The following is a 24,046-nucleotide window of genomic DNA, read 5'->3' on the forward strand; positions in this document are numbered from 1 at the left end:
TGCGTCACCGCGCCAATAGCAGCGCGTTGGTACGCTTCACGAAGCTCGCGGGATCTTCGAGCGCGCCGCCCTCGGCAAGCAACGCCTGATCGAACAGCAAATGGCACCAATCGGCGAATTCCGCATGCTCGGGCGAAAGGCCCTTCACCAACGCGTGCTCAGGATTCACCTCGAGAATCGGCCGAAACTCCGGGGTCTTTTGCCCCGCTGCTTTCAGCATGCGCTGCAAGTAACCGCTCATCTCCCCTTCGTCCGCCACGAGGCACGAAGGTGAATCGGTCAGCCGGAACGTAAGACGAACGTCCTTCGCCTTCTCGCTGAGCACCTCTTTCATTTTCTCGACGAGCGGCTTCATCGTCTCGCCCATCGCTTCGTGCGCCTTCTTCTCTTCATCGTTGAACGTATCGAGATCGAGGTCGCCACGCGCCACGCTGGCCAGCGGCTTGCCTTCGAATTCGGTGAAGTAGGCTAGCGCCCATTCGTCGACCCGATCCGACAGCAACAGCACCTCGACTCCCTTCTTGCGGAACACTTCGAGGTGCGGGCTGTTCTTCGCAGCCTGCCAGGTGTCGGCGCTGACGTAGTAGATCTTCGTCTGATCCGGCTTCATGCGCGCGACGTAATCGGCAAGGGAAACCGTCTGCTCGGGCGAGTCGGTATGTGTCGACGAAAAACGCAGCAACTTCGCGATGCGCTCGCGGTTGCCGAAGTCCTCACCCAACCCCTCTTTCAGCACTTGGCCAAACTCCTGCCAGAACGCCGTGTACTTCGCCTTGCCTTCATCGGTTTCGTCATTGGCAAGCTCTTCGAGCATCGCCAGCGAGCGCTTCGTCACGCCCTCGCGAATAGCACGCACATCGCGGCTTTCCTGCAGAATTTCGCGCGAAACGTTCAGCGGCAGATCGCTCGAATCCACCACGCCCCTGATGAAGCGCAGATACGACGGCAGCAGTTGCTCGGCGTCGTCCATGATGAACACGCGCTTCACATAGAGCTTCAAACCGCCGTGCCGCTCGCGGTTGAAAAGATCGAACGGCGCGTGAGCCGGCACGTAAAGCAGCTGCGTGTACTCGCTGCGCCCTTCAACGCGGTTATGCGTCCAGGCAAGCGCGTCCTGATGATCGTGCGAGAGATGCTGATAAAAGAGCTTGTACTGATCGTCGCTGATCTCGCTTTTTGGCCGCGTCCACAGCGCGCTCGCCTGATTGACGGTCTCGTCCTCGTCTTTCTCGACGGTCTCGCCCTTTTCCGCATCCCACTCCTCTTTCTTCATCAGAATCGGCAGCGCGACATGGTCGGAGTATTTGCGAATGATCGAGCGCAACTGATAACCGGAAAGGAGCTCGTCTTCGCCCTCGCGCAGATGCAGCGTGATCGTCGTGCCGCGCGCAGGTCGCTCGATCGTCTCGACGGCAAATTCGCCCTCGCCCGCACTCTCCCAACGCACGCCTTCGGACGCCGGCAAACCCGCACGGCGCGTCTCGACGGTGATCTTGTCCGCCACGATGAAACCCGAGTAGAAACCCACGCCGAACTGCCCGATCAGCGCCGCATCCTTTTGCTGATCGCCCGACAGCTTCGAGAAGAACTCCTTCGTGCCCGAACGTGCAATCGTGCCCAGATGCGAAATGGCTTCGTCGCGGCTCATGCCGATGCCGTTGTCGTCGATGCTGATCGTGCGCGCCGCCTTGTCGAACGACACACGGATGCGCAAGTTCGGGTCGTCTTCGAACAGCGTGCTGTCGGCAATCGCCTCGAAGCGCAGCTTGTCGGCCGCATCCGACGCATTCGAAATCAGTTCGCGCAGGAAAATTTCCTTGTGGCTATAGAGCGAATGAATCATCAGTTGCAAAAGCTGTTTCACTTCCGCCTGAAAGCTCATGGTTTCTTGTGCCATGTTCCGATTCCTATTTTTCGTGAGTAACAATTACGCGATTACGCGATGATGCGATGGCGCGAAGACCCGCGGCACCCACCGCTGCGAACGAGCGCTCACATGGGGATGGGCTGAGCCGTTTTCAAGGGCCGCGCGGCTCGCTTGCTGTCGACATAGCCGGCGAGAAATGCCGGCAACGCGGGGTCGCCGCAGTTGGCGACGTTAAAGCGCATCCAGGTCGTCGGCGATTGGTGCGGCGAAAAAAGACTGCCCGGCGCCAGCAGAAAACCCGCTTCCTGCCCCGCAGCGGCGAGCCCGTCGGCATCGACCCCGGTATCGGCCCACAAAAACATGCCGGCGGCCGGCGCCGTGAAAAGCGAGAGGCCCACCGCTTCGAGCATGCGCGCGCACTTGTCGCGCACGCCATCGAGACGCCCGCGCAAGCGCTCGACATGGCGCCGATACTGCCCCTCGGTCAGCACCTTGTAGAGCAGCCGCTCGTTCAGCTCGGGCGTCGTCATGCCGACCAGCAGCTTCTGGTCTGCGAACGCCTGTGCGACGTCGGGCGAGCAAGCGGCGAAACCCACGCGCAAGTTTGCCGTCAGCGTCTTCGAAAAACTCCCGAGGTAAATCACGCGTCTAAGCTGATCGAGGCTTGCCAGGCGCGTGGCGGGGTAGCTCGGCGGGCAGAGGTCGCCATAAATGTCGTCCTCCACGACGATGAAGTCGTACGCTTCGGCCAGCCGCAAAATCCGAAACGCCTGCGCCGGCGACAACGACGTGCCGGTAGGGTTGTGCAGCACCGAATTGATCACGAGCATCTTGGGTCGCCAGCTCGCAACGAGTGTCTCCAGTGCGTCGATATCGGGGCCGCCCGCGGTATACGGCATGCCGATAAGCCGCGCGCCTTGCGATGCGAAACGACCGAACATCTGGAACCAGGACGGGTCGCCGACGATCACCGCATCGCCCGGCTGCACATAAAGCCGCGCGATCAGGTCGATGGCCTGCGTGATGCCGGACACGAGCACGATCTGCTCGGGCCCCGCACCGATCTCCAACTCTTCGAGACGCGTCTGCAATTGCTGGCGCAGCGGCAAGAACCCCTGCGCCGTGCCATTGCCGAGCCACTGCGCGGCGCTTTGCCGACCGAGCGTACGCAGCGCGCCGGCCACGAGCTCGCCGTCGAGCCAGCGCGACGGCAAATAGCCGAGACCCGGACCCTTCTCCGGCGTGCTCGTTTGCAGCGTGTTGCGCAAGAGCCAGGCGACGTCGATAGCGCTGCGCGCGGTGGGCTCGCGCGGCTCAGGCCGGCGCGGGCCGTCGTGCGCGCCCACCGAGCGCTCGCGCACGTAAAAGCCGGAGCCGCGCCGCGACTCCAGATAGCCCTGGGCCACGAGCCGCTCGTAGGCCTCGACGACGGTAAAACGGGACACGCCCTTGTCCTGCGCGAGCTTGCGGATCGACGGCATCCGCATGCCGGGCCGAAAGACGCGTTCTTCGATACGGCGGCGCGCCCATTGGACGAGTTGTTCGACAAGCGTGAGCGGCGATGCGCCGTGCGGCGCCGGAATGAGGTCGAGCGGAACGGACATGAGGGCAACCCCGAACTGTACCGAAAAGTATCGCAGCAATTGTACCGTTACTGTGCCGGTCTCGCCGATTAGAGTGGATGCTGATCTCGACTGTCCGTCGATCTTGCATTTCGCTTTCGCTTTTACTTTCATGTCTGGCTGTTACACCCGCCTTTTACATCTTTCGCATGTGATTTCCGCATGAAGCCGTCTTCCGCTGCCGCTCTCGCGCTCGACCACTTGATCATTGCCGCCCGCTCGCTCGACGAAGGGGCGCAATTCGTTGCCGAGACGCTCGGCGTGGAGCCCGTAACGGGCGGCGCGCACGCGCGCATGGGCACCCATAACCGGTTGCTCGGCCTCGCAGGCGGCGTCTATCTCGAAGTGATCGCAATCGATCGAGAAGCGCAGGCCTTGGCTTCGCGCTGGTTCGAGCTCGACACCCCGGCGATGCAGGCTCGGCTCGAACGCGGCCCGTTCCTGGCGCACTGGGCCGCGCGCGTCGGCCGTCCGAAGGATCTTGGGCGCTGGCAGGCGCAATATCCGTCGCGCATCGCGCCCGTCATCGCGATGTCGCGCGGCGAACTCACCTGGCGGCTCACGGTGCCTGTCGACGGTGCGTTTCCGAGTTGGCAAGGTGCCGGCGACGGCATTGCGCCGACGCTGATTCAGTGGGATACGCCGCTGACGCCGGCGCAGCGGTTGCCCAATTCGGGGCTCGCACTGCGTTCGCTCAAGGGCTTTCATCCCCGCGCCAATCTCGTTCGCGAACAACTCGCGTGGCTCGGCGCCGCCCATTTGATCGACATCGAAGACGCCCCAAACCAGCCCCCGGCGCTCGTGGCGGAAATCGAAACGCCCGCAGGCGTGCGCGTGCTTCGGTAGGCAGCGCCCCCCTCCCCGGATGCCGTCGCCTCTCATCGATATCGAAAAAGGAATGCGCCGCTCATGAACAGTCGCGAATCGAAGGGCATGCTGCTGGGCCTCGTCGGCGTGGTGATCTTCAGCCTGACCCTGCCGATGACGCGCATCGTCGTGCAGGAGTTTCATCCTTTGCTCAACGGTCTCGGCCGTGCCCTCGCCGCCGCGGTGCCGGCCGGCTTGCTGCTCGCCTGGCGGCGCGAGCCGCTGCCCAATCGCGCCCAACTGAAAGGGCTTTTCGTCGTCGCGCTCGGCGTGATCGTGGCGTTCCCAGTCTTCTCTGCTTGGGCCATGAAGAGTGTGCCGGCCTCGCACGGCGCGCTCGTCGGCGGGCTGCAGCCGCTTTTCGTCGCGCTTTATGCGGCATGGCTCTCGCACGAGCGCCCTTCGTCGGCCTTCTGGGCCAGCGCGGCGCTGGGCAGCGGGCTCGTCGTGGCGTTCGCACTCAACGCAGGCGGCGGCGCGCTAAAAGCGGGCGATGCGCTGATGCTCGTCGCCGTGGCCATCGGCGCGCTCGGCTACGCGGAGGGTGCGCGCCTTGCGCGGCAAATGGGCGGCTGGCAGGTGATCTGTTGGGCGCTCGTCGTCGCGGCGCCGCTGCTGGTCGTACCCGTCGGCTGGCTCGGTTGGCAGCAACACGTGGCGCATCCCGGCCCCGTTGCGCTCAAGACCTGGCTCGCCTTCGGCTATGTCGCGCTGTTTTCGCAGTTCATCGGTTTTTTCGCCTGGTATGCAGGGCTCGCGATGGGCGGCACGGCTCGCGTCGGGCAAGTGCAACTGCTGCAGATTTTTTTTACGATCGCGTTCGCCGCGCTTTTCTTCGGCGAATCGGTCCGTCCGTCGACATGGCTTTTCGCGGCGGCCGTCATCGCAACCGTGCTGATCGGCCGTAAGGCTGCGGTGCGCACAGCGCCGCCGGCCACCGCTGCACTGCAACTGGAGCGATAATCGCAGCTTCGTGCTTTTCGGCTTCGTTCGGCTGAGTGCGCTCACAAGTTTCTCAGCCTCAGCGCGCTTCGTTTCACCCTTTTTTCGCCCAAACAAGGAGACATTCATGGATCACAGCGAGATGCCGCATCGGGTCTGGCAACTTTCGGAGCGAGCGCGCAAGCTGACAAGTTCGGCCATTCGCGAAATCCTGAAAGTCACCGAACGGCCCGAGGTCATTTCGTTTGCTGGTGGGCTGCCTGCGCCAGCAACGTTCCCGGCCGAGCGCATTCGCGCCGCGACGGACCGCGTACTGCGCGATGCTCCGGCTGCCGCGCTTCAGTACAGCGCGACCGAAGGCTACCTGCCGTTGCGCGAATGGGTCGCAGCGCGCCTGTCGACCAACGGCGCCACCATCCGCGCGTCGCAGGTGCTGATTACGACGGGCTCGCAGCAAGCGCTCGATTTGCTCGGTAAAGTGCTGATCGATCCGGCAAGCCCGGTGCTCGTCGAAACGCCGACCTACCTCGGCGCATTGCAAGCGTTCTCGCTCTACGAGCCGCAGTTCAGGCAAGTGCCGACCGACGACGAAGGCCTCGTGCCAGAAGCGCTCACCGCTGCGCTGACCGACGGTGCGCGCCTGATTTACGCACAACCGAACTTTCAGAATCCGACCGGCCGCCGGCTGCCGCTCGAGCGGCGCGTCGCACTGGCTGAGTTCGCGCGCACGAGCGCGTTTCCGGTGATCGAGGACGACCCGTACGGTGCGCTCGACTACGCCGGCTCGCCGCTGCCGACGCTGTTGTCGATGGCGCCCGATCACGTCGTCTACTGCGGCACCTTCTCGAAGATCCTGGCGCCGGGACTGCGTCTCGGCTACATCGTGGCGCCCGAAGAGCTGCACTTCAAACTCGTGCAAGCCAAGCAGGCCACCGATCTCCATACGCCGACACTCACGCAGCGCATCGTCTACGAAGTCATTAAAGACGGTTTTATCGACGAACAGATTCCGGCGGTGCGAGCGCTTTATCGCGATCAATGCGAAGCCATGCTTGCCGCGCTCGCGCGCCATATGCCCACAGGGGTGAGCTGGAACCGCCCGGAAGGCGGCATGTTCATCTGGGTGACGTTACCGGCCCACATCGATTCGATGCAATTGCTCGAAGCCGCCATCGCGCAAAACGTCGCGTTCGTGCCGGGCGCTCCGTTCTTCGCGAGTGAGCCGCAAAAACATTTGCTGCGGCTTTCTTTCGTGACGGTGCCGCCCGCGCGCATCGACGAGGGCGTGGCGCGCCTCGCCGCGCTGATTCGCGAGCGCATTTGAGTGCTCGCCATTTCACTTTCGACCGCTTCTTCACTCATCGACATCTAGGACATCTCATGGCACAACAGAACGTCTACGACAAGCTCAAAGCACTCGGCATCGAACTGCCGACGGCCGCTGCGCCGGCTGCCGCCTATGTGATGTGCGCGCAAACCGGCAACACGGTCTACGTGTCCGGGCATATCGCGAAAAAGGACGGCAAGCCGTGGGTCGGCAAGCTCGGGGCCGACATGACGACCGACGAAGGCAAAACCGCTGCACGGGCCATCGCCATCGATCTCCTTGCGACGCTGCACGCGCATACGGGCGACCTCAATCGCGTGGCCCGTATCGTGAAAGTGATGAGCCTCGTCAACTCGACGCTCGACTATACCGAGCAGCACATCGTGACGAACGGCGCATCTGAGTTCCTCGTGGAAGTGCTCGGCGATGCCGGCAAGCACGCACGCTCGGCATTCGGCGTCGCGCAGATTCCGACGGGTGCTTGCGTCGAAATCGAACTCATCGCGGAACTCGCGTAAGGAGGCCGGCCATGAGCGTTCGCCGCGTTCGGTTCAAACAGGTCGATGTTTTTTCCGCTAAGCCGTATCGCGGCAACGCGCTTGCTGTGATCTTCGATGCCGACACGCTCAGCACCGATGAGATGCAACGCGTCGCGCGCTGGACGAACCTGTCCGAGACCACCTTCATCTGCACGCCGACCGACCCGGCGGCGGACTATCTCGTACGCATTTTCACGCCGGCATACGAGTTGCCCTTCGCGGGACATCCCACGCTCGGCACGGCGCATGCGCTCGTGGAAAGCGGGTATCAGCCCCGCCATGCTGACCGGCTCGTTCAGCAATGCGGAGTTGGCCTCGTCGAAATCGAACCACGCGAACCGCGCGACTCGGGTGTGCGCGCGTTTGCCGCCCCGCGCGCGCGGATCGAACCGCTGCCGCCAAGCGAGTATCAGGCGCTAAATGCAGCGTTAGCCACCGATGAGATCGATACCACTCGCATTGCGCCGAGCAAAGTCGACAACGGCGTGAAGTGGCTCGCCGTCGGGTTGGCGTCGCCGGAGGCTTGCGTCGCGGTGAAGCCTGATGCCGCTGCGCTATCCCGCATCGTGCAACGCGCCGGAATGAACGGCGTCGCGCTTTACGCACCGCATCCGGATGGCGGCCCTGCCACCTATGAAGTGCGATGCATCTGCGTCGAGGGGGACCTCGCCGTCTACGAGGATCCGGTCACCGGCAGCGCCAACGCCGGGCTTGCGAGCCTGTTCGACTCGCGAGCCTGCCGCCCGGGCTCACGGTATACAGTGCGCCAGGGCACGGCAATCGGACGCGACGGGCGCGTGTTCGTCGAGTATGACGACGCCCGCGGCAAAATCTGGATCGGCGGCGCATCCATAACTGTCGTTGACGGCACTATCGCACTGCCGTAAACCCACCGCGCGCCCTGGCAGCGCTTCGTTGCCGGGGCCGTCGGAGGCTTGCCGGGCGTTCGGCGTTCGGCGGGCCTCCATCGTACGTGTCTGTCTCGTCGCACTCCGTCTGTCACTTCCCGTCACAACCGTAAAAAGCGTCGCCCTGCCGAAATCATGCCCGGCGGGTCAAACGTTTACCCGGTAAGCGGACGCTATCTTAATTCTTATCCATTCAGTAATATCCACCTGAGGGCTGCCCACGAGGGTGAACAGGCCGAATTTCCCTTTTTTGTATCAATAGCGCCCGGCCAGGCCCTGGGCACCACGCTCGCCATGCAGCCAACCAAGCACCTGCCGTATTCGCCGGAACCTGTGAGCCGTCTCTCGAAAACCACCAGCCAGCGATGAGCTTTTTCAGGCCCTCTCAAACTCGCGATGCGAGACCGCGACGCGATGCCGCCGGCTCGCGGCGGCGAGCGCTCATCGCCATTCCGGCGTTGGGGTTGCTCGTGCTCGTTTTGCTGTGGACGGTGATCTCGGCCCGTCTGTCGATGGAGCGCGATTCGACCAACCGCGAAGCGGCCGCTTCGGCCGCGATACTGTCGGCCGCGCTCGAACAACATACGATCAAGGCGATTCATCAAGTCGATCAAATCACGCGCTTCGTCAAATTCGAGTTCGAAAAGAACCCCGAACGTTTCGACTTGCGAAACACGGTGGAAAAAGGCGTTGTCCAAAGCGACACGCTCGTGCAAGTGGCGATCATCAACGAGCACGGTTTGCTCGTTGCCTCCACCGCGGAAGCCAAGCCGACTCCGGTCGATTTATCGGATCGCGAACACTTCAAGGTCCACGAGCACGAAAACGACGATCAGCTTTACATCAGCACACCGGTGCTCGGCCGCGTATCGCATCAGTGGACACTGCAAATGACGCGGCGCCTGAATCACGCCGACGGCTCGTTCGCGGGCGTGGTCGTCGTTTCCGAAAACCCCGGCTACTTCACGAGCGATTTTTACAACAACGCAGCAATCGGCAAAGATGGCGTGATCGCGGTCGTCGCTGATAGCGGCGCCGTGCTGGCGCGGCGCACCGGCTCCACGAATAGTTCGCCCGGCGCATTCTCGGCAAGCGGCGTCTATCCGATCGCCGAACATGTCTCCGGTACACAGATCGATTCGATCGATCACGTCAAGCGCATCGTCTCTTACCGACACATCGACGGTTATCCGATGGGCGTGCTCGTCGGGCTGTCCGAAGCCGAGGAGTTCGCCGACTACAACCATACCCGCAACGTTTATCTGCTGATGGCCGGCTTCATCTCGCTCGCGATGCTCGGTTTTTTCGCCGTAGCAACGGGGCTTATCGGCAAACTGCTCGGCCGCGAACGCGAAATGACGCATCTCGTCGAATACGACCTGCTAACCGGTTTGCGCAATCGTTACGCTACGCTCCAGAGCCTGCGGCAGGACGTCGGCGATCTGACCAATGTCGGCCGTCTCGCGATTCTCTTCGTCGATCTCGACAATTTCAAAACGGTCAACGACACGCTCGGCCATAACGCCGGCGACATCGTGCTGCAAATGACCGCCTCGCGCCTGGCCGACACCGTCGGCGGTGCGGGTGTGCTCTCGCGCATTGGCGGCGACGAGTTCGTCGTGATTCTCAAAGGTGGCGACGTCGAGCGCCAGGCGACGCAGCTTGCCGAAACCATGCGGCAAATGTTCGAACAACCGTTCGACGTGCGGGGTACCTCGTTCGTATTACATGCGAGCATCGGCATCGCGCTTTATTCGGTTGCGAGCGAAAGCGAAATCGACCTGCTCAAGAAAGCCGATCTCGCCATGTACAGCGCGAAAGACGCAGGCAAGAACTGCTATCAATTCTATGCGCCGCATCTATCGCATCGCGCCGATCATCTGATGCAGTGGGAGCAGCAACTGCGCGTCGCGCTCACCGAACGTCAACTCTTTCTCGTTTATCAGCCGAAGATCGATCTCTCTCGCCGCTGTATTACCGGGTTCGAAGCGCTCGTACGCTGGAACCATCCGCAGCAAGGCGTGATTTCCGCGAGCGAATTCATTCCCGTGGCCGAGTCTACTGGCCTGATCGTGCCGATCGGCGACTTCGTTATCAGCGAGGCTTGCAAGCAACTCGCGATCTGGCAGCAACAGGGCTTCGACACGCTTTCGCTGGCCGTCAACATCTCGGCCGTGCAGTTCTGGCGCGGCGACCTCTACGAGATGATCGCGGGCGCCATCGAAGAAACCGGTATCGCCGCGCACCGGCTCGAGCTCGAGATCACCGAAACCGCGATGATGGAGTACCCGGACCTCGTCTCGGAAAAAATCGCCGCGCTCAAAAAGCGTCTCGGCGTCAGCATCGCGCTCGACGATTTCGGCACCGGCTATTCGTCGCTGTCGTATCTGAACCGGTTCTCCGTCGATACGCTCAAGGTCGATCGCTCATTCGTACAAGCGATCCCTGGCGATCGCAGTGTGTGCGTAATGGTCTCGGCAATCGTCAATCTCGCGCGCTCGCTTGGGCTCACGGTCGTCGTCGAGGGGACGGAAACCGAAGAACAGATCGCCTGGCTTTCAGCGCTCGGCAACATTCAGGCGCAAGGCTTCCTCTTTTCCCGTCCGGTGCCGGCGGAAGGCATACCGGCCTTGCTCGAACGCTTCGGCGTGTGCGGGATGCGCGAAGCATCAATCGATGCCGGACGCAGTCACACGAGCGCGAGAGCGAGCGGGCAATCCGCCTGAGCGCCCCCCGTCTTCCGTTCGGCTGCTGCCCGAGACTGTGCGTCGTGATCCAAGGCCCCCGCCCCATGACCGACGCCGATATCGATACCGATGCCGATATCGACACCCCCGCCACGACGCAAACCAGACCCATGCCACACGCGCCGTCCGCTACCGCGCTGCCAGACGAAACGACGACAGCCCACACAAACCGGCCACCCACCACGCGCGAGCCGTTGTCGCGGCTTTTTCGCGTCGTCTTCTTGCTGTCCGCGCTTTCTTGGGGAGGCTTGGCGCTGATGGCCCAGCTCGAACTGCGTTATGTCGATCAGGAGCAGCGCTTCACTCGACTGCAGTTTTCCGATTTTGTCGCACTGGCATGGATGGTCCCCGGCGCCGTCGGGTGCAACGTGGCCGTGCAAGTCGGCCATGCGCTGCGCGGCGGCCCCGGTGCATGGGTGGCGGGCACGGCCTCCGTGCTGCCGTTCTTTTTGACGATGAGCGCATGTGCGGTCTTTTACGATACGCCGTTTGTCCGCTCGTTCGCCTCGCCTGCACTGATCGATCATTTCGCCGTCGTGCTGAGTGCGTTGATTGCGCTGACGTGGTATCGACAGATGCGAGCACTGATGCGCTCGCCACTCGACTGGAGCGCTGCCGCCATCGCGTGCGTGGTATTGCTGCTCACCCATAGCGCGAGCGCATTCGTTTTGCTGCTCGGCGGCGCGTTTCTCGCGGGTTGGATCGCGAGCCCCGCGCGCGGCGGGCGGCTCGAGCTGTCGTTCAACCGACAAGACAAGCTGATGGTGTTCGCGCTGGCTTCGCTGGTGGCGCTCTTCGCGCTGCCGCTGCCGCCTCGCTATCAATTCGCGCTGATCTGGCCGCGCCTTGCCGGCGCCGCGATGACGCTGTTCGGCGGCGGCTTTTCGGCGCTACCGGTATTGAAGACCCTCTTCGTCATTCCGCCGTTCGGCGTGGCGCTGCGCGACTTCACGCTCGCGTTCGCGCTCTCGCCGATCTCGCCCGGCCCGCTGCTCAACGTCATTCCGTTTCTCGGCTATCTGACCGACGGCTTTGCCGGCGCGGTTGCCGCGACGCTCGCATTCTTCGTTCCGTCAGGGCTTGCGATCGTCTTCGCCCGGCGCCATTTGCATCGGTTCGAAGCGCACGCGAGGTTCGAACACGGTATGCGTGTATTGCGCGCCGCCACCACATCGTTTCTGATCGTGGCCGTCATACATGTCGCGCAACATGTCCCGCTGCAGCTATCGTATGTTGCCGCGGGCGTCTTCTCGTTCGTTTGCCTGGCTCGGTTAAAGCTGCCCGTCTATCTGGTCTATGCGGTAGTGGCACTCGGCTATGGCGCGACGTTGGTTGCCGGCCATCGATAACCGCTAACCACTGACCGAACCGCGGCGCTAACGGCCGCTTCAAAAACCGCGCGAATAAACTGCGACGCCGATCGTCACGAAACCGATGACGAGATTGACGAGCACGAGCCGGCGCATCGACTCGACCGCGCGCGCACCGTCCGGCCATTTCTGCGCTTGCACCGCCCGCTTGATGCGTGGGAATACCGCGAAACGAAGGTGCCCGAATACGAGCATCATGACGACACCAAGCGCCGCCATCAGATGCAGCGGCCACGGTGCGCGCCCTCCGCCGAAGGCAACGAGCAGGAAGCCCCCCGAGACCAGAATGACGAACACCGCAACGCCGACCCAGTTCAGAAACCGCCCGAACGCGGCCTCGACCAGCGGCAGCCGCAGTTGCGGCGATACATCGGCAAGCGTTGGGCGCAGGCAGAATTGCGCGAAGACCATCCCGCCTACCCATACGACGACCGCGGCCAGATGCAGGAACAAGGCGGCGTTCATGGCAATCGACATGACACGTTTCTCCAAAGGTTAGCGCTGAACCTAGCCGCGTTGGGCCGACATTATGCGAGTACGGGACGAAGCGCACCGATTTTCATTCGCGTATCGGGCGCACGGCCCCGACGCGCACGCTTGCCGATATGTGGTGCGAGCGCCTCGCCCGCGAGCGTCTGCTCGACTGGCTTGCCGCCGCGCCCAGTGCCCAGCAGCACGAGGCCGGCCTTGCCGATCGCCAGCGCTTGCACGAGCGTTTCGTTCTCGTCGAGCATCATCAGCGTGATACCGCGCCCCCCCGCCGACAGCATCTTCATTTCGTCGATCGAAAAAACGAGCAGCCGCCCCGCGCTCGACAAGCAAGCGACCTGCGTGGCATCGGGCGCGACCGGCATCGGCGCGAGCGGAACAGCGCCCGCGTCGATCGTCATGAAAGACTTGCCGCCCTTGAGTCGGCTCACCGCATCGCCGACTTTGGCGACAAAACCAAAGCCGTTGCTCGACGCCAGCAGCAACGGCTGCTCAGCGTTCGCCGCGTAGTAATGCAACAACCGCGTGCCGGCCTCGAGTTCGATCAGCGACGTGACGGGCACGCCGTCGCCGCGCCCGCCCGGCAAGGGTGCCACAGCGACCGAATAGACGCGGCCCGAGCTGCCCCACGCGATGAGCGTATCGGGCGTGCGGCACTGAAAAGCCGCATAGAGGCTATCGCCATCCTTGAACGAGAAGCCGGCCGGATCGAGCCCGTGCCCTTTCAGCGCACGCACCCAGCCGCGCTGCGAGACGACGACCGTCACCGGCTCGTCGATCACGCGCGCCTCGAAGGTTGCGCGCTTTTCCTGTTGAATCAGCGTGCGGCGTTCGTCGCCGTATTGCTTCGCATCGGCTTCGATTTCCTTGATGATCTGGCGTTTCATTGCCGATTCGCTTGCGAGCAACTCTTCGAGTTTCGTCTTTTCGCTACGCAGCGTCTCGAGCTCTTTTTCGATCTTGATCTTCTCGAGCCGCGCGAGCTGCCGCAACCGGATTTCGAGAATATCGTCGGCCTGCCGCTCCGAGAGGCCGAAGGCCGACATCAGCGCCGCTTTCGGCTCATCGGACGAGCGGATGATGCGAATGACCTCGTCGATGTTGAGGAAAACGATCATCCGCCCTTCGAGGATATGGATGCGATCGTCCACCTTCGCCAAACGATACTGCGTACGGCGCGTCACCGTGGCGAAGCGGTAACCGACCCACTCGTGCAGAATCTCGACCAGCCCTTTTTGCCGCGGCCGCCCGTCCGCGCCGATCATCACCAGATTGAGCGGTGCATTTGATTCGAGACTCGTGTGCGCCAGCAGCGAATTGACGAATTCGGTTTGATCGATGCGACTCGTCTTCGGCTCGAATACGAGGCGCACCGGCGCGTCCTTGCCCGACTCGTCACGCACCGCGTCGAGCAACGCGAGCAGCGTCTGCTTCGTTTGCATCTGCTCGGGCGTGAGCGTCTTCTTGCCGAGCTTCACCTTCGGGTTGGTCAGTTCTTCGATTTCTTCGAGCACCTTCTGCCCCGACGCGTTCGGCGGCAATTCGGTGACGACGAGTTGCCACTGTCCGCGCGCGAGTTCCTCGATCTTCCAACGCGCGCGCACCTTCAGACTGCCGCGCCCCGTTTCATAGGCCGCCGCGATTTCCGCCGCGCTCGAAATGATCTGCCCGCCGCCAGGAAAGTCCGGCCCCGGCATGAGTTCCATTAATTCGGAGTGCGAAATGTTAGGACGCCGAATCATCGCAACCGCCGCGGCGGCCACCTCGCGCAGATTATGCGAAGGAATTTCGGTGGCGAGACCCACCGCGATGCCCGATGCGCCGTTCAGCAGCACAAACGGTAGCCGCGCGGGCAAGAGCTTCGGCTCTTGGAACGAGCCGTCGTAGTTCGGCATGAAGTCGACGGTGCCTTCGTCGATCTCGTCGAGCAGCAGCTTGGCAATCGGCGTAAGACGCGCTTCGGTGTAGCGCATCGCCGCCGCACCGTCGCCATCGCGCGAGCCGAAGTTGCCCTGGCCGTCGATGAGCGGATAGCGCATCGAAAAATCCTGCGCGAGGCGCACGAGCGCGTCGTATGCCGATTGGTCGCCGTGCGGATGATATTTGCCGAGCACATCGCCGACCACGCGTGCCGACTTCACCGGCTTCGCATCGGCGGTCAATCCCATCTCGCTCATTGCAAAGAGAATGCGCCGTTGCACCGGTTTTTGGCCATCGCTTACATCAGGCAGCGCGCGGCCTTTCACGACGCTCACTGCGTAGTCGAGATAGGCCCGCTCGGCGTAGTGGCCGAGCGTCAGAGATTCGCCGTCGGGGGGCACAACGGCTGGAGCGAACAAATCGTCTTGTTGAGCCATCGAAAATGGTATCCGTATTCAGAAATCGGGAGTCGGGTGTCAGGTAGTCGGACAAGCGCCGCGCTCAGATATCGGCTTCGACTTCGTTGCCCTTCTCTTCGAGCCAACTGCGGCGCGCGGCAGCCTCACCCTTGCCCATCAGCATCGTCATGCGCGAAACAGTGCTGTCGTAATCGAGTTCGCCGAGCGCAACCGGCATCAGGCGGCGCGTATCGGGGTTCATCGTCGTGTCCCACAGTTGCTCGGCGCTCATTTCGCCGAGCCCCTTGAAGCGGCTGATCGACCACTGCGATTCGCGCGCGCCGTCCTTGCGCAACTTATCGAGGATGGCCTCCAACTCGCCCTCATCAAGCGCATAGAGCTTTTGCGCGGCCTTCTTGCCGCGCGCAGGTGCATCGACGCGAAAAAGCGGCGGACGTGCCACGCAGACATGGCCGCGCTCGATCAACTGCGGGAAGTGTTTGAAAAACAGCGTGAGCAACAGCACTTGAATGTGCGCGCCGTCGACATCGGCATCCGAGAGAATGCAGATTTTGCCGTAGCGCAGATTCGACAGATCGACCCTATCGTCGGGATTGTGCGGATCGACGCCAATCGCCACCGAAATATCGTGCACCTCGTTATTGGCGAACAGGCGGTCACGTTCGGTCTCCCAGGTGTTGAGCACCTTACCGCGCAACGGCAGGATCGCCTGGAACTCCTTGTCGCGGCCCATCTTCGCCGAGCCGCCTGCCGAATCGCCTTCCACAAGAAACAGCTCGTTGCGCGAGATATCGGTTGATTCGCAATCGGTCAGCTTGCCGGGCAGCACCGCCACGCCGGAGCTCTTGCGTTTTTCGATTTTCTGACCCGCGCGCGTGCGAGCCTGCGCCTGCTTGATGACGAGTTCGGCAAGCTTTTTACCGTGCTCGACATGGTGGTTGAGCCACAGCTCGAGCGCGGGCCTCACGAACGTCGAGACGAGCTTCACTGCGTCGCGACTGTTCAGGCGCTCCTTGATCTGCCCTTGGAACTGCGGGTCGAGCACCTTTGCCGACAGCACGAACGACACGCGTGCGAACACATCCTCGGCCAGCAGCTTCACGCCCTTCGGCTGCAGATTGTGCAACTCGACGAAGCTCTTGACGGCTTGATAAAGCCCATCGCGCAGACCCGATTCGTGCGTGCCGCCGGCGGGTGTCGGAATCAGGTTCACATAGGATTCGCGCGTGAGCGAGCCTTCCTCGCTCCAGGCTACGACCCACGCCGCGCCCTCGCCTTCGGCAAACGCCTCTTCGTTCGTGCGCGCGCTGTCCGCGTAGCGTTCGCCTTCGAACAACGGGATGAGCAGTTCGCTATCGCCCATACCTTCGAGCAGATAGCCGCGCAGCCCGTCGTCGTATTTCCAGGTCTGGCGCTCGCCCGACTTCTCGTTGATGAGCGTGACTTCCACGCCCGGCAACAAAACGGCTTTCGAGCGTAGCAGCCGCTGCAACTCGCCCAACGGGATATTCGATGAGTCGAAATATTTCGGATCGGGCAGCGCCGTCACGCGCGTGCCCGAGCGCTTGCCGTTGCGCTCGGCCGCCCGAATTTGGAGCGGACGCACGACATCGCCGTGCGCAAAGCCCATCTCCGCAACCTTGCCGTCGCGCCAGACGCTCACGTCAAAACGCGACGAAAGCGCATTCGTGACGGAAACGCCCACGCCGTGCAGGCCGCCCGAAAACGTATAGGCGCCGCCCGCGGCCTTATCGAACTTGCCGCCTGCGTGCAGGCGCGTGAAGACGATCTCGACCACCGGCACGCCTTCGTCGGGGTGAATACCGAACGGAATGCCGCGCCCGTCGTCGTCGACGGAGACGGATTGATCGGCGTGCAGCGTCACCGTGATCTGGCGCCCGAAGCCGCCGAGCGCTTCGTCCGACGCGTTATCGATGACTTCCTGGATGATGTGCAGCGGATTCTCGGTGCGCGTGTACATGCCGGGCCGTTGCTTGACCGGCTCGAGACCTTTGAGCACCTTGATCGACGCCTCGCTGTACGCGGCACTTGGCTTTTTCGTGGACATCGTTTCGTGTTGGTCATCGTTGTCCACAGGCCATGGGGATATCCACGTGGACAAGGCGTTGAAAATTCAAAAAAAAAGCGAATCGAAACAAAGTGAAGCGAAGCATGCTCGCAAAATGGGAGGCACGTCGTGCCACTTTGTAATCGCGGCGTATTTTACTGGTTTCGATCTTGCGGGCAATTCGGCCGAAGCGCCAACGAATGCGGCCGGGTGAAACCGGGTGCAACCGAACCTCAGCGCATCGCTACTTGCGCTTGGCCTCGAGCGATTCCCATCGTTCGAGCGCGGCCAGCAGTTCGTCGTCGATCGCAGCGTATCGCTCGGTGAGACGCGCACCCTCTTGCGCGTCTTTCGCGAAGATCGAACCGTCCGCGAGTTGTGCCGAAATCGCTTTTTGCTCGGCCTCGAGCGCCGCAATGGTCTGCGGCAGCGCCTCGAGTTCGCGTTGCTCTTTGAACGAAAGCTTGACCGTTCGCTGTGCATTGCGGCCCGCCGCGCTTTCCTTCGGTGCGGCCTCGCGTGGCGCCGCCGGCGCATTTTTAGCCGCGGTATCGTCGGCTAACCGCTTCGCACGCTCGCTTTGCACCTGCCAGTCCGTAAAGCCGCCCACGTATTCGCGCCAGCGCCCCTCGCCCTCGGACGCGATCACCGACGTGACTACGTTATCGAGAAACGCACGGTCGTGGCTGACGAGCAGCACCGTGCCGTCGTAGTCGGTAAGCAGCTCTTCGAGCAGTTCGAGCGTCGGGATGTCGAGATCGTTGGTGGGCTCGTCGAGCACCAGCACATTCGCGGGCCGAGCAAAGAGCCGCGCGAGCAACAGCCGGTTACGCTCGCCGCCCGAGAGCGATTTCACGGGCGAGCGAGCGCGCTCGGGCGCGAATAAGAAGTCACCGAGATAACTCATGACATGCTTGCGCGTGCCGTTGACTTCGATCCAGTCGCTTCCGGGGCTGATGGTATCGACGAGGCTTTTGTCCTGATCCAGCTGCGCGCGCATTTGATCGAAATACGCCACCTGGAGGTTCGTCCCGACGCGCACTTTGCCTTCGTCGGGCGCGATCGCGCCGAGAATGAGTTTGAGCAGCGTGGTTTTACCCGCGCCGTTCGGCCCGATGAAGCCGACCTTGTCGCCGCGCATGAGTGTGGCCGAAAAACGATCGACGACCGTGCGGGCGCCGTAACGCTTGGTTACGTCGACGAGTTCCGCGACGATTTTGCCCGATCGTTCGCCTTGGCCTACGTCGAGCTTCACGTTGCCCTGCACGTTGCGCCGCTCCGAGCGCTCGTGGCGCATCTGTTCGAGGCGCGCCACGCGGCCGACGCTGCGCGTACGGCGCGCCTCGACGCCCTTGCGAATCCACACTTCCTCTTGTGCGAGCAGTTTGTCGAATTTTTCATTTTCGACGCGTTCGACTTCGAGTTGCTGCGCCTTGCGGACCTGGTACGCGGAGAAGTTGCCTGGGTAGGAAAGCAGCCGGCCGCGATCGAGTTCGACGATGCGCGTGGCGACGCGATCGAGAAAAGCGCGATCGTGCGTGATAAAGAAGAGGCCGGCCCGAGCGCTGACGAGCAGTTCTTCGAGCCAGCGGATGCCCTCGAAGTCTAGATGGTTGGTGGGCTCGTCGAGCAGCAGTACGTCGGGATCCACAACCAGGGCGCGCGCGAGCGCCACCCGTTTTTGCATACCGCCCGAGAGCGCGCCGACGCGGGCCTCGCCATCGAGACTCAATTGCGCGAGCGTGGTCGACACGCGCGTGCGCCAGCCCCATGCATTCGTCGCGTCGAGCTTCGACTGCAGTGCGTTCATGCGGACGAGCAGCGCATCGTGTTCGGGGCCTTCGGGCGTGCCGGCCAGCGCGTGCGCCACGGAGTCGTATTCGTCGAGCGATGCGCGCGCGCCGGCCAGGCCGCTCGCGACCGCATCGAATACGGTCGAATCGGCGTCGAACTCAGGCTCCTGCGGCACGTAGACGGTTGAAAGATCCTGTTGGCGCGTGACGAGCCCATCGTCGATCGGCATCAGGCCCGCAACGATCTTCAGAAGCGACGACTTGCCGGCGCCGTTACGGCCGATCAAGCCGACGCGCTCGCCCGCTTCGAGCGAGAACTCGGCGTGATCGAGCAGCGCAACGTGGCCGAACGCAAGCTGGGCGTCGGTAATGGAATAAAGCGACATAAAAGGGCGCGCCTTGCGAAAAATCCGAAACGTCAATTGTACCGGCCGCACGGCTGACAACCGGGCGAGCCCGTGCTTGGGTAAAATCGCGGGTTTTGTGGCGCGGCTGCCGTGGTCCGGGTGCGATGGTTTGGCCGGATTGATGGGCGGATATGCGGCGCTATCTCATTGATTGTTTTGTTTATTTTTTAGATTGAAAAGGCAGGACCGCCGTGAGCGACGTCATCGAATACAAGAGTTGGGTTTGTCTGATTTGCGGCTGGGTCTACAACGAAGAAGAGGGCTTGCCCAACGAAGGCATCGCGCCAGGCACCCTTTTCGCCGATATTCCCGACGACTGGCGCTGCCCGCTTTGCGACGTGAGCAAGGCGGAGTTTAGTGTGGTGGAGTTTTGAATCGAACGGTGACAGGGCGTTCTGGCGTCGCGTGGCTCGGCGCGCTGGTTTGACCACCTTTGCTATACTCTGGCCGCACTGGCACACGCGGCGTTTCGCGCTCGGATGTCCCTCTTATCCTCTCCCCGTAGTTCAATGGATAGAACAAGCGCCTCCTAAGCGCTAGATACAGGTTCGATTCCTGTCGGGGGGACCAGCATTGGTTTTGGCGCCGGCCGGCCTTGCACCGACTGAGACCCGGAACTTTTATCAGACATGGGTCTCGGATTTTTTAAGGGCAGGGAATCGATCATGTCGTTCGCAACGTTCATGAGGCGTCGTTGGTCCGCGTTCCCTATTTCGCTGGCGTCCTGAAAAACAACCAGTCTGCGTACTCTAAACGGCGTTAAACTTGGCTAACCGAGCCGTGTGAAAAGGCGTATCGTGAAGAAATTATCGAACGCTAGGCTCATCCGCGCCGCGCCTGAGCGTATAACGTCTCCCTAGCAGGCGGTCTTGCCATGATCCTGTATCACACCGAGCCCGATTCCCCTGTCATCGAAATTTCCGTCGAAGGCAAAATCACCGACCACGATCTGCGCGAAGCCATTGAGCGTATGCGTGGTGATCTCGAACTGAACGGCAAGACCCGCGTGCTTGAACGCATCGAGCATTTCGCCGGCATCGAGCCGAAGGCGCTGTGGACCGATATGACGCTAGGCGTTTCCGTGGCCCGCAAGGTCACGCGCGCCGCCGTGGTGGCCGATGCGGGCTGGATCCGTGCCTCTACGCATCTGGCGCGGTTCTTTACGAAGGCCGAAGTCAAGGTGTTCCACATCAACGAGCTGGAGCAGGCGCGCGTCTGGATCAACACCTGAGCGCCGCCTAGCGAATTTCGTCGCAGTCCGGCTGCAGGTCGGAGCGCGATTGACCTGCGCAATCAAGATGCCATTGGCATTCGCGCTCTTGCTTGCACTGGCGGCTAAGGGGGCGTTAGCGCCTGTTCGATTTTTCTGAGACCGGCCATTCAAAATTGGCCAAATACTGAAAGGCTGGTCGCGGTAGGGACGATGGTTAACCATCGCCCCCCCCCGCACGGATCCGTACGTGCAGAATTACTGCATACGGCTCTTACCAAAGGTGTTGACGCGAAGCCGCTCGGTCGGGTCGGAATGGACGAGTCGGCACGGTGGCAGGTATTTCCGAAGCAGCCCGTGGAAGCGCGACCACGCGGCATGCGCCTGCGCTGACTTCGTCGTAGCAATGCGTGACGCCACGCACGACTGACTTCCTGAAGAAATCTAGCCAGCCGCAGCATGTTGTCAGGCACCGCATGGTAATTCAAATATCCCTGCAGCACTCGCCGCAGCCACCGACCTACCACGGGCACTGGTTCATGCCGATGTCGCGTTAGCGTTTCCCGTATTGGTTCGCATTTTCAGGATATTCGTCCTTCGACACGGGCATCATCAGACAGCCAACTTCTGCGATATCCATAGATATTTCGAGATTATTGCGTAGACCAACCGAAGGCTGTGATCTCGCGACAAATACGTTTTATTTAATATGAGCAAATAAAATATTGAATGCTGAAAATATTCGTTCATGTTTATGGAGCCTTTTTGTAGCATTCGATAACCGCACGCTGGTTTTTATGCCCAGCGCTCGAATTTTTGATCATGCGATGTTGTCGACCAGGAAATGAAATGTTCAATCCAATTCGTAGTTCCGATGATGATTTTCTCCGGCGATCGAATTTTTCTCGAAAAACTCAAGATGAGGAAAAATCAAATTCAGCGATCGACGCATATGAAGGGCATGAAAACGACTCGAGAAGTATCGCCATAATAGGAGCAGGAAAATCGCAGGCGGTCATACCACAAGTTCTTTCCGATCTCCTGGAAATCGATTCACGAAGGCCGCGCGTTAAGCCATTGAATGTGCATATCCTGGGAAAACCCACCAGTCCTGAGACTCGATACAGACTGTCGCGGCATGCTGCGGTCATTGAGCATGGTGCGAGTAATCCAGTGCTCTCAACGTGGCAGGAGGAAGGCAAAACGCACTTCGGGCTGGGAGATGGAAAAGAGGTAGTGGTAGACAACTTTTTGATAGATGAATCGAGCACATCAAATGGCAAGCTGATCGGCTCCGCGTTAGAGAATGGAATACTGCGATCTGCTGATATTGAACTCGGTGGCGATCAAACCGCCTCGCTTCACAAAATTGCCCGTGATTCTTTGACGTGCCGCGTGGACAGTCTTGGCAGCGGTTACTTGGCCCTCGGAAGAAACGAAGCCCAAGTGGCAATTGCAGCAATGATGGCCGAAGAGGCCCATGCGGGTGAGAATGATTTGACTCCTCCGAAGCTACAGAGGGATGAATTGATTGGCTTGTGCAATCGGCACTTAAGAGCCTTGAACATACTTCTGAAGAGTGAGCAACTCCGAACAAAAGGTGAAATCAACGAAGAAACAAGACGCTTGTTGTTGCCCAATCGTCGAGCCGGAGAAAGTATATTTTCTCTCGATAACGTGGAGCAATTTGCTGTTTACATCGGTATGGTGAGGCCTGAATCGGCAAAAGACGTCGGCCAGAGAGATGACCATATTGTTTCAACGCTGACTCCTGGCGGAGAGGCAACGCCTTTGTGTTATTACAGCGCGAAACAAGCGGACAAAAATGGGAGCGAATTTTGGCTGAACATAGTGTTATGGAATCAAAAAAAGATGGAACAGACAAAGGTGGCGTCGGCTGAACAGAAGCATTGGACTCCTCCTGCGAGAGCAGGTCATCCGGAAACAGTTCGCTTCGCTCTTTATGGCGATCCTGAACGAGGCGAGTTGCCAGCGTTTTCTGAGGTGCATTTTATGCTTGGCACTATAGATAAGTCCAACATTCAACTCGTTGTTGAAGAGTATCGGTTATCGCGCACGCCTACCGCTGTCCGAGACGGGGAGCGAGTGATTTACAGGTACATGAATCCGAAAGCCTATGATCCGTTTGATAAGCGATGGGTCACAGTGGCCAATGAACGGCTGCGTCGCAATCGGGCATTGAAGCAGGCCTGACTGACGCAAACTGCTGGCGGTCGCAATCTGTCGATGCGGCGAAGTTCGACTACTGCCACGCAAACGACCCAGTACGCGGATGAACATCGATAGCGGAGCAGACACGGGATGGCAGCCGGCCGTTGGCGATGCCGGGGTGGTCAGCGCTTCGCCACGAAGCCGAAATTGAAGCTCAATTCCCCATCGCACCCGACGCTCCATGATTCATGCCCATCGCGCCGCTTTTCTTGGTGAGCGCGGGCTTCGTCTTCTTCTTGGACATCGGTTGCTTCGCCATCGTCCCGCTCGCCATTTCCGTGTTCGACATCGCACCACTCGCCTCCTGTGCGAACGCGCCTGATGCGCCGAGTCCAAGCACAGCTGCAAGCGTTGCTACGATCATCTTGTTCATGGAAGCCCTCCATGGTGTTGTGATAGCCGGATAGATGATAGTGCAAGAATGAGGTCGCGTAGCCGGCACGCTCGTTACAGCTCGATGCTCGACGTTGGTCGGAACACCCGCCGTGCCGCGCGCAAAGGATGCATGGCACGGCCTCGATGCGTCAGGAGCCACCGAACCAGTTGTACCCTTGATCACTCCAATAGCCGCCCGGGTACGTATTCGTCACGAATATTTCCATAATGTGCTTCGGGTTCTTATAGCCGAGCTTGGTCGGTATCCGCAGCTTCATCGGGAAGCCGTATTCCGGCGGTAAGGTCTTGCCGTCGTATTGGAACGTGAGCAACGTCTGCGAGTGCAGCGCGCTTGCCATGTCGATGCTTTCGTAGTAATCGTCGGCGCACTTGAAGCCGACGTACCTTGCGCTCGTGTCCGCTCCCACGCGATGGAGAAAATTCGCGAACGGCGTGCCGCTCCAATGTCCGATCGCGCTCCAACCTTCGACACAGATGTGCCGCGTGATCTGTTCAGCATAAGGTAGCGCATAGAGCTCCGGCAGCGTCCAGCTGCGTTTGCCTTTTACGAGGCCGCTTAGTTTCAGCACGAAACCGTCTGCGTCCACGTGCGGCACCTGGTTGATGTCGTAATAGGCGTTGAACGGGAACGGCCGCGTGAGCTGGGCTTCGCTGTATGTCGGCGCGAGCCGCGTCGGGTCGAAAAGCCAAGCCTGGATGCGATCGTTCATACGCGACACACGCATCAGAAACGCGTTGACGGATGGCTCGTCGGTCAGGGAGCAGCCCGTGAGCATCATTAGGCCGCCGAGCGTCAACACGCGTTTGCCAAACGCGCGGCGCGACGGCAGCGCCAGTTCGCGTCGTGCGTCGGCTAGGATCGTCTGGTTGTCCGGCGAGGGCTTCTTGGTACCGGTATCGATTTGGGATCGTATCATTGTGGC

General features: G+C 61.2%; 19 protein-coding genes and 1 tRNA gene. 12 read left to right on the top strand and 8 right to left on the bottom strand.

Annotated elements, in window-relative coordinates:
* Nucleotides 1-4: 4 nt before the first annotated feature.
* Both htpG and ACSQ20_RS14870 read right to left on the bottom strand, forming a co-directional pair.
* Nucleotides 5-1,897: a molecular chaperone HtpG gene (htpG, locus tag ACSQ20_RS14865; RefSeq protein ID WP_436021188.1), complete on the bottom strand. Its 1,893-nt coding sequence runs from the start codon at nt 1,895-1,897 to the stop codon at nt 5-7.
* A gap of 95 nt (nt 1,898-1,992) precedes the next feature.
* Nucleotides 1,993-3,471, bottom strand: a complete 1,479-nt coding sequence (locus ACSQ20_RS14870) for a PLP-dependent aminotransferase family protein (protein ID WP_436021190.1) — start codon at nt 3,469-3,471, stop codon at nt 1,993-1,995.
* Nucleotides 3,472-3,651: 180 nt separating this feature from the next.
* Between ACSQ20_RS14870 and ACSQ20_RS14875 the strand changes: the two genes are divergently transcribed.
* From ACSQ20_RS14875 to ACSQ20_RS14905, 7 genes are all read left to right on the top strand, one after another.
* Nucleotides 3,652-4,335 carry a VOC family protein gene (locus ACSQ20_RS14875; RefSeq protein WP_436021192.1) on the top strand — a complete coding sequence of 228 codons (684 nt, stop codon included), beginning with the start codon at nt 3,652-3,654 and terminating at the stop codon, nt 4,333-4,335.
* Nucleotides 4,336-4,398: 63 nt separating this feature from the next.
* On the top strand, nt 4,399-5,319 hold the full coding sequence (locus ACSQ20_RS14880; protein ID WP_436021194.1) for a DMT family transporter: 921 nt from the start codon (nt 4,399-4,401) through the stop codon (nt 5,317-5,319).
* Between the two features lie 106 nt (nt 5,320-5,425).
* Nucleotides 5,426-6,622: a PLP-dependent aminotransferase family protein gene (locus ACSQ20_RS14885; RefSeq protein ID WP_436021196.1), complete on the top strand. Its 1,197-nt coding sequence runs from the start codon at nt 5,426-5,428 to the stop codon at nt 6,620-6,622.
* Between the two features lie 56 nt (nt 6,623-6,678).
* Complete coding sequence (locus ACSQ20_RS14890; protein WP_436021198.1) at nt 6,679-7,143, top strand: RidA family protein; 465 nt, start codon at nt 6,679-6,681, stop codon at nt 7,141-7,143.
* Between the two features lie 11 nt (nt 7,144-7,154).
* Nucleotides 7,155-8,051: a PhzF family phenazine biosynthesis protein gene (locus ACSQ20_RS14895; RefSeq protein WP_436021200.1), complete on the top strand. Its 897-nt coding sequence runs from the start codon at nt 7,155-7,157 to the stop codon at nt 8,049-8,051.
* Between the two features lie 386 nt (nt 8,052-8,437).
* Nucleotides 8,438-10,798, top strand: coding sequence for a bifunctional diguanylate cyclase/phosphodiesterase (locus ACSQ20_RS14900; protein ID WP_436021202.1), 2,361 nt, complete (start codon nt 8,438-8,440; stop codon nt 10,796-10,798).
* A 65-nt stretch (nt 10,799-10,863) separates the two neighbouring features.
* Nucleotides 10,864-12,168, top strand: a complete 1,305-nt coding sequence (locus tag ACSQ20_RS14905) for a chromate transporter (RefSeq protein ID WP_436021204.1) — start codon at nt 10,864-10,866, stop codon at nt 12,166-12,168.
* Nucleotides 12,169-12,207: 39 nt separating this feature from the next.
* On the opposite strand, the gene ACSQ20_RS14910 is transcribed toward ACSQ20_RS14905, so the two are convergent.
* The 3 genes from ACSQ20_RS14910 to ACSQ20_RS14920 form a co-directional block, all read right to left on the bottom strand.
* On the bottom strand, nt 12,208-12,666 hold the full coding sequence (locus ACSQ20_RS14910; RefSeq protein WP_436021206.1) for a CopD family protein: 459 nt from the start codon (nt 12,664-12,666) through the stop codon (nt 12,208-12,210).
* A gap of 50 nt (nt 12,667-12,716) precedes the next feature.
* Nucleotides 12,717-15,035 (bottom strand): DNA topoisomerase IV subunit A, encoded by a 2,319-nt coding sequence (parC, locus tag ACSQ20_RS14915; RefSeq protein WP_436021208.1) that lies wholly within the window; start codon nt 15,033-15,035, stop codon nt 12,717-12,719.
* Between the two features lie 64 nt (nt 15,036-15,099).
* Nucleotides 15,100-17,085, bottom strand: a complete 1,986-nt coding sequence (locus tag ACSQ20_RS14920; RefSeq protein ID WP_436021210.1) for a DNA topoisomerase IV subunit B — start codon at nt 17,083-17,085, stop codon at nt 15,100-15,102.
* 46 nt (nt 17,086-17,131) lie between these two features.
* Here ACSQ20_RS14920 and ACSQ20_RS14925 point away from each other — a divergent pair, with 46 nt between their 5' ends.
* Nucleotides 17,132-17,299 (top strand): hypothetical protein, encoded by a 168-nt coding sequence (locus tag ACSQ20_RS14925; protein ID WP_436021212.1) that lies wholly within the window; start codon nt 17,132-17,134, stop codon nt 17,297-17,299.
* 30 nt (nt 17,300-17,329) lie between these two features.
* On the opposite strand, the gene ACSQ20_RS14930 is transcribed toward ACSQ20_RS14925, so the two are convergent.
* Nucleotides 17,330-19,264, bottom strand: a complete 1,935-nt coding sequence (locus ACSQ20_RS14930) for an ATP-binding cassette domain-containing protein (RefSeq protein ID WP_436021214.1) — start codon at nt 19,262-19,264, stop codon at nt 17,330-17,332.
* Nucleotides 19,265-19,476: 212 nt separating this feature from the next.
* Here ACSQ20_RS14930 and ACSQ20_RS14935 point away from each other — a divergent pair, with 212 nt between their 5' ends.
* The 4 genes from ACSQ20_RS14935 (at nt 19,477) to ACSQ20_RS14950 (ending at nt 22,709) form a co-directional block, all read left to right on the top strand.
* Complete coding sequence (locus ACSQ20_RS14935) at nt 19,477-19,659, top strand: rubredoxin (protein ID WP_436021216.1); 183 nt, start codon at nt 19,477-19,479, stop codon at nt 19,657-19,659.
* Nucleotides 19,660-19,780: 121 nt separating this feature from the next.
* Nucleotides 19,781-19,855 (top strand) — tRNA-Arg (locus ACSQ20_RS14940).
* A 304-nt stretch (nt 19,856-20,159) separates the two neighbouring features.
* On the top strand, nt 20,160-20,516 hold the full coding sequence (locus tag ACSQ20_RS14945) for an STAS/SEC14 domain-containing protein (RefSeq protein WP_436021218.1): 357 nt from the start codon (nt 20,160-20,162) through the stop codon (nt 20,514-20,516).
* Between the two features lie 828 nt (nt 20,517-21,344).
* Entirely contained in the window at nt 21,345-22,709 is a 1,365-nt protein-coding gene (locus ACSQ20_RS14950; protein WP_436021220.1) for a hypothetical protein, read from the top strand.
* Nucleotides 22,710-22,881: 172 nt separating this feature from the next.
* Here ACSQ20_RS14950 and ACSQ20_RS14955 read toward each other — a convergent pair whose 3' ends face one another.
* Both ACSQ20_RS14955 and ACSQ20_RS14960 read right to left on the bottom strand, forming a co-directional pair.
* Nucleotides 22,882-23,100: a pentapeptide MXKDX repeat protein gene (locus tag ACSQ20_RS14955; protein ID WP_436021222.1), complete on the bottom strand. Its 219-nt coding sequence runs from the start codon at nt 23,098-23,100 to the stop codon at nt 22,882-22,884.
* A 151-nt stretch (nt 23,101-23,251) separates the two neighbouring features.
* Nucleotides 23,252-24,040, bottom strand: a complete 789-nt coding sequence (locus ACSQ20_RS14960; protein WP_436021224.1) for a molybdopterin-dependent oxidoreductase — start codon at nt 24,038-24,040, stop codon at nt 23,252-23,254.
* Nucleotides 24,041-24,046: the final 6 nt, after the last annotated feature.

Source organism: Trinickia sp. LjRoot230 (genome assembly GCF_964253315.1).
GTDB lineage: Bacteria > Pseudomonadota > Gammaproteobacteria > Burkholderiales > Burkholderiaceae > Trinickia.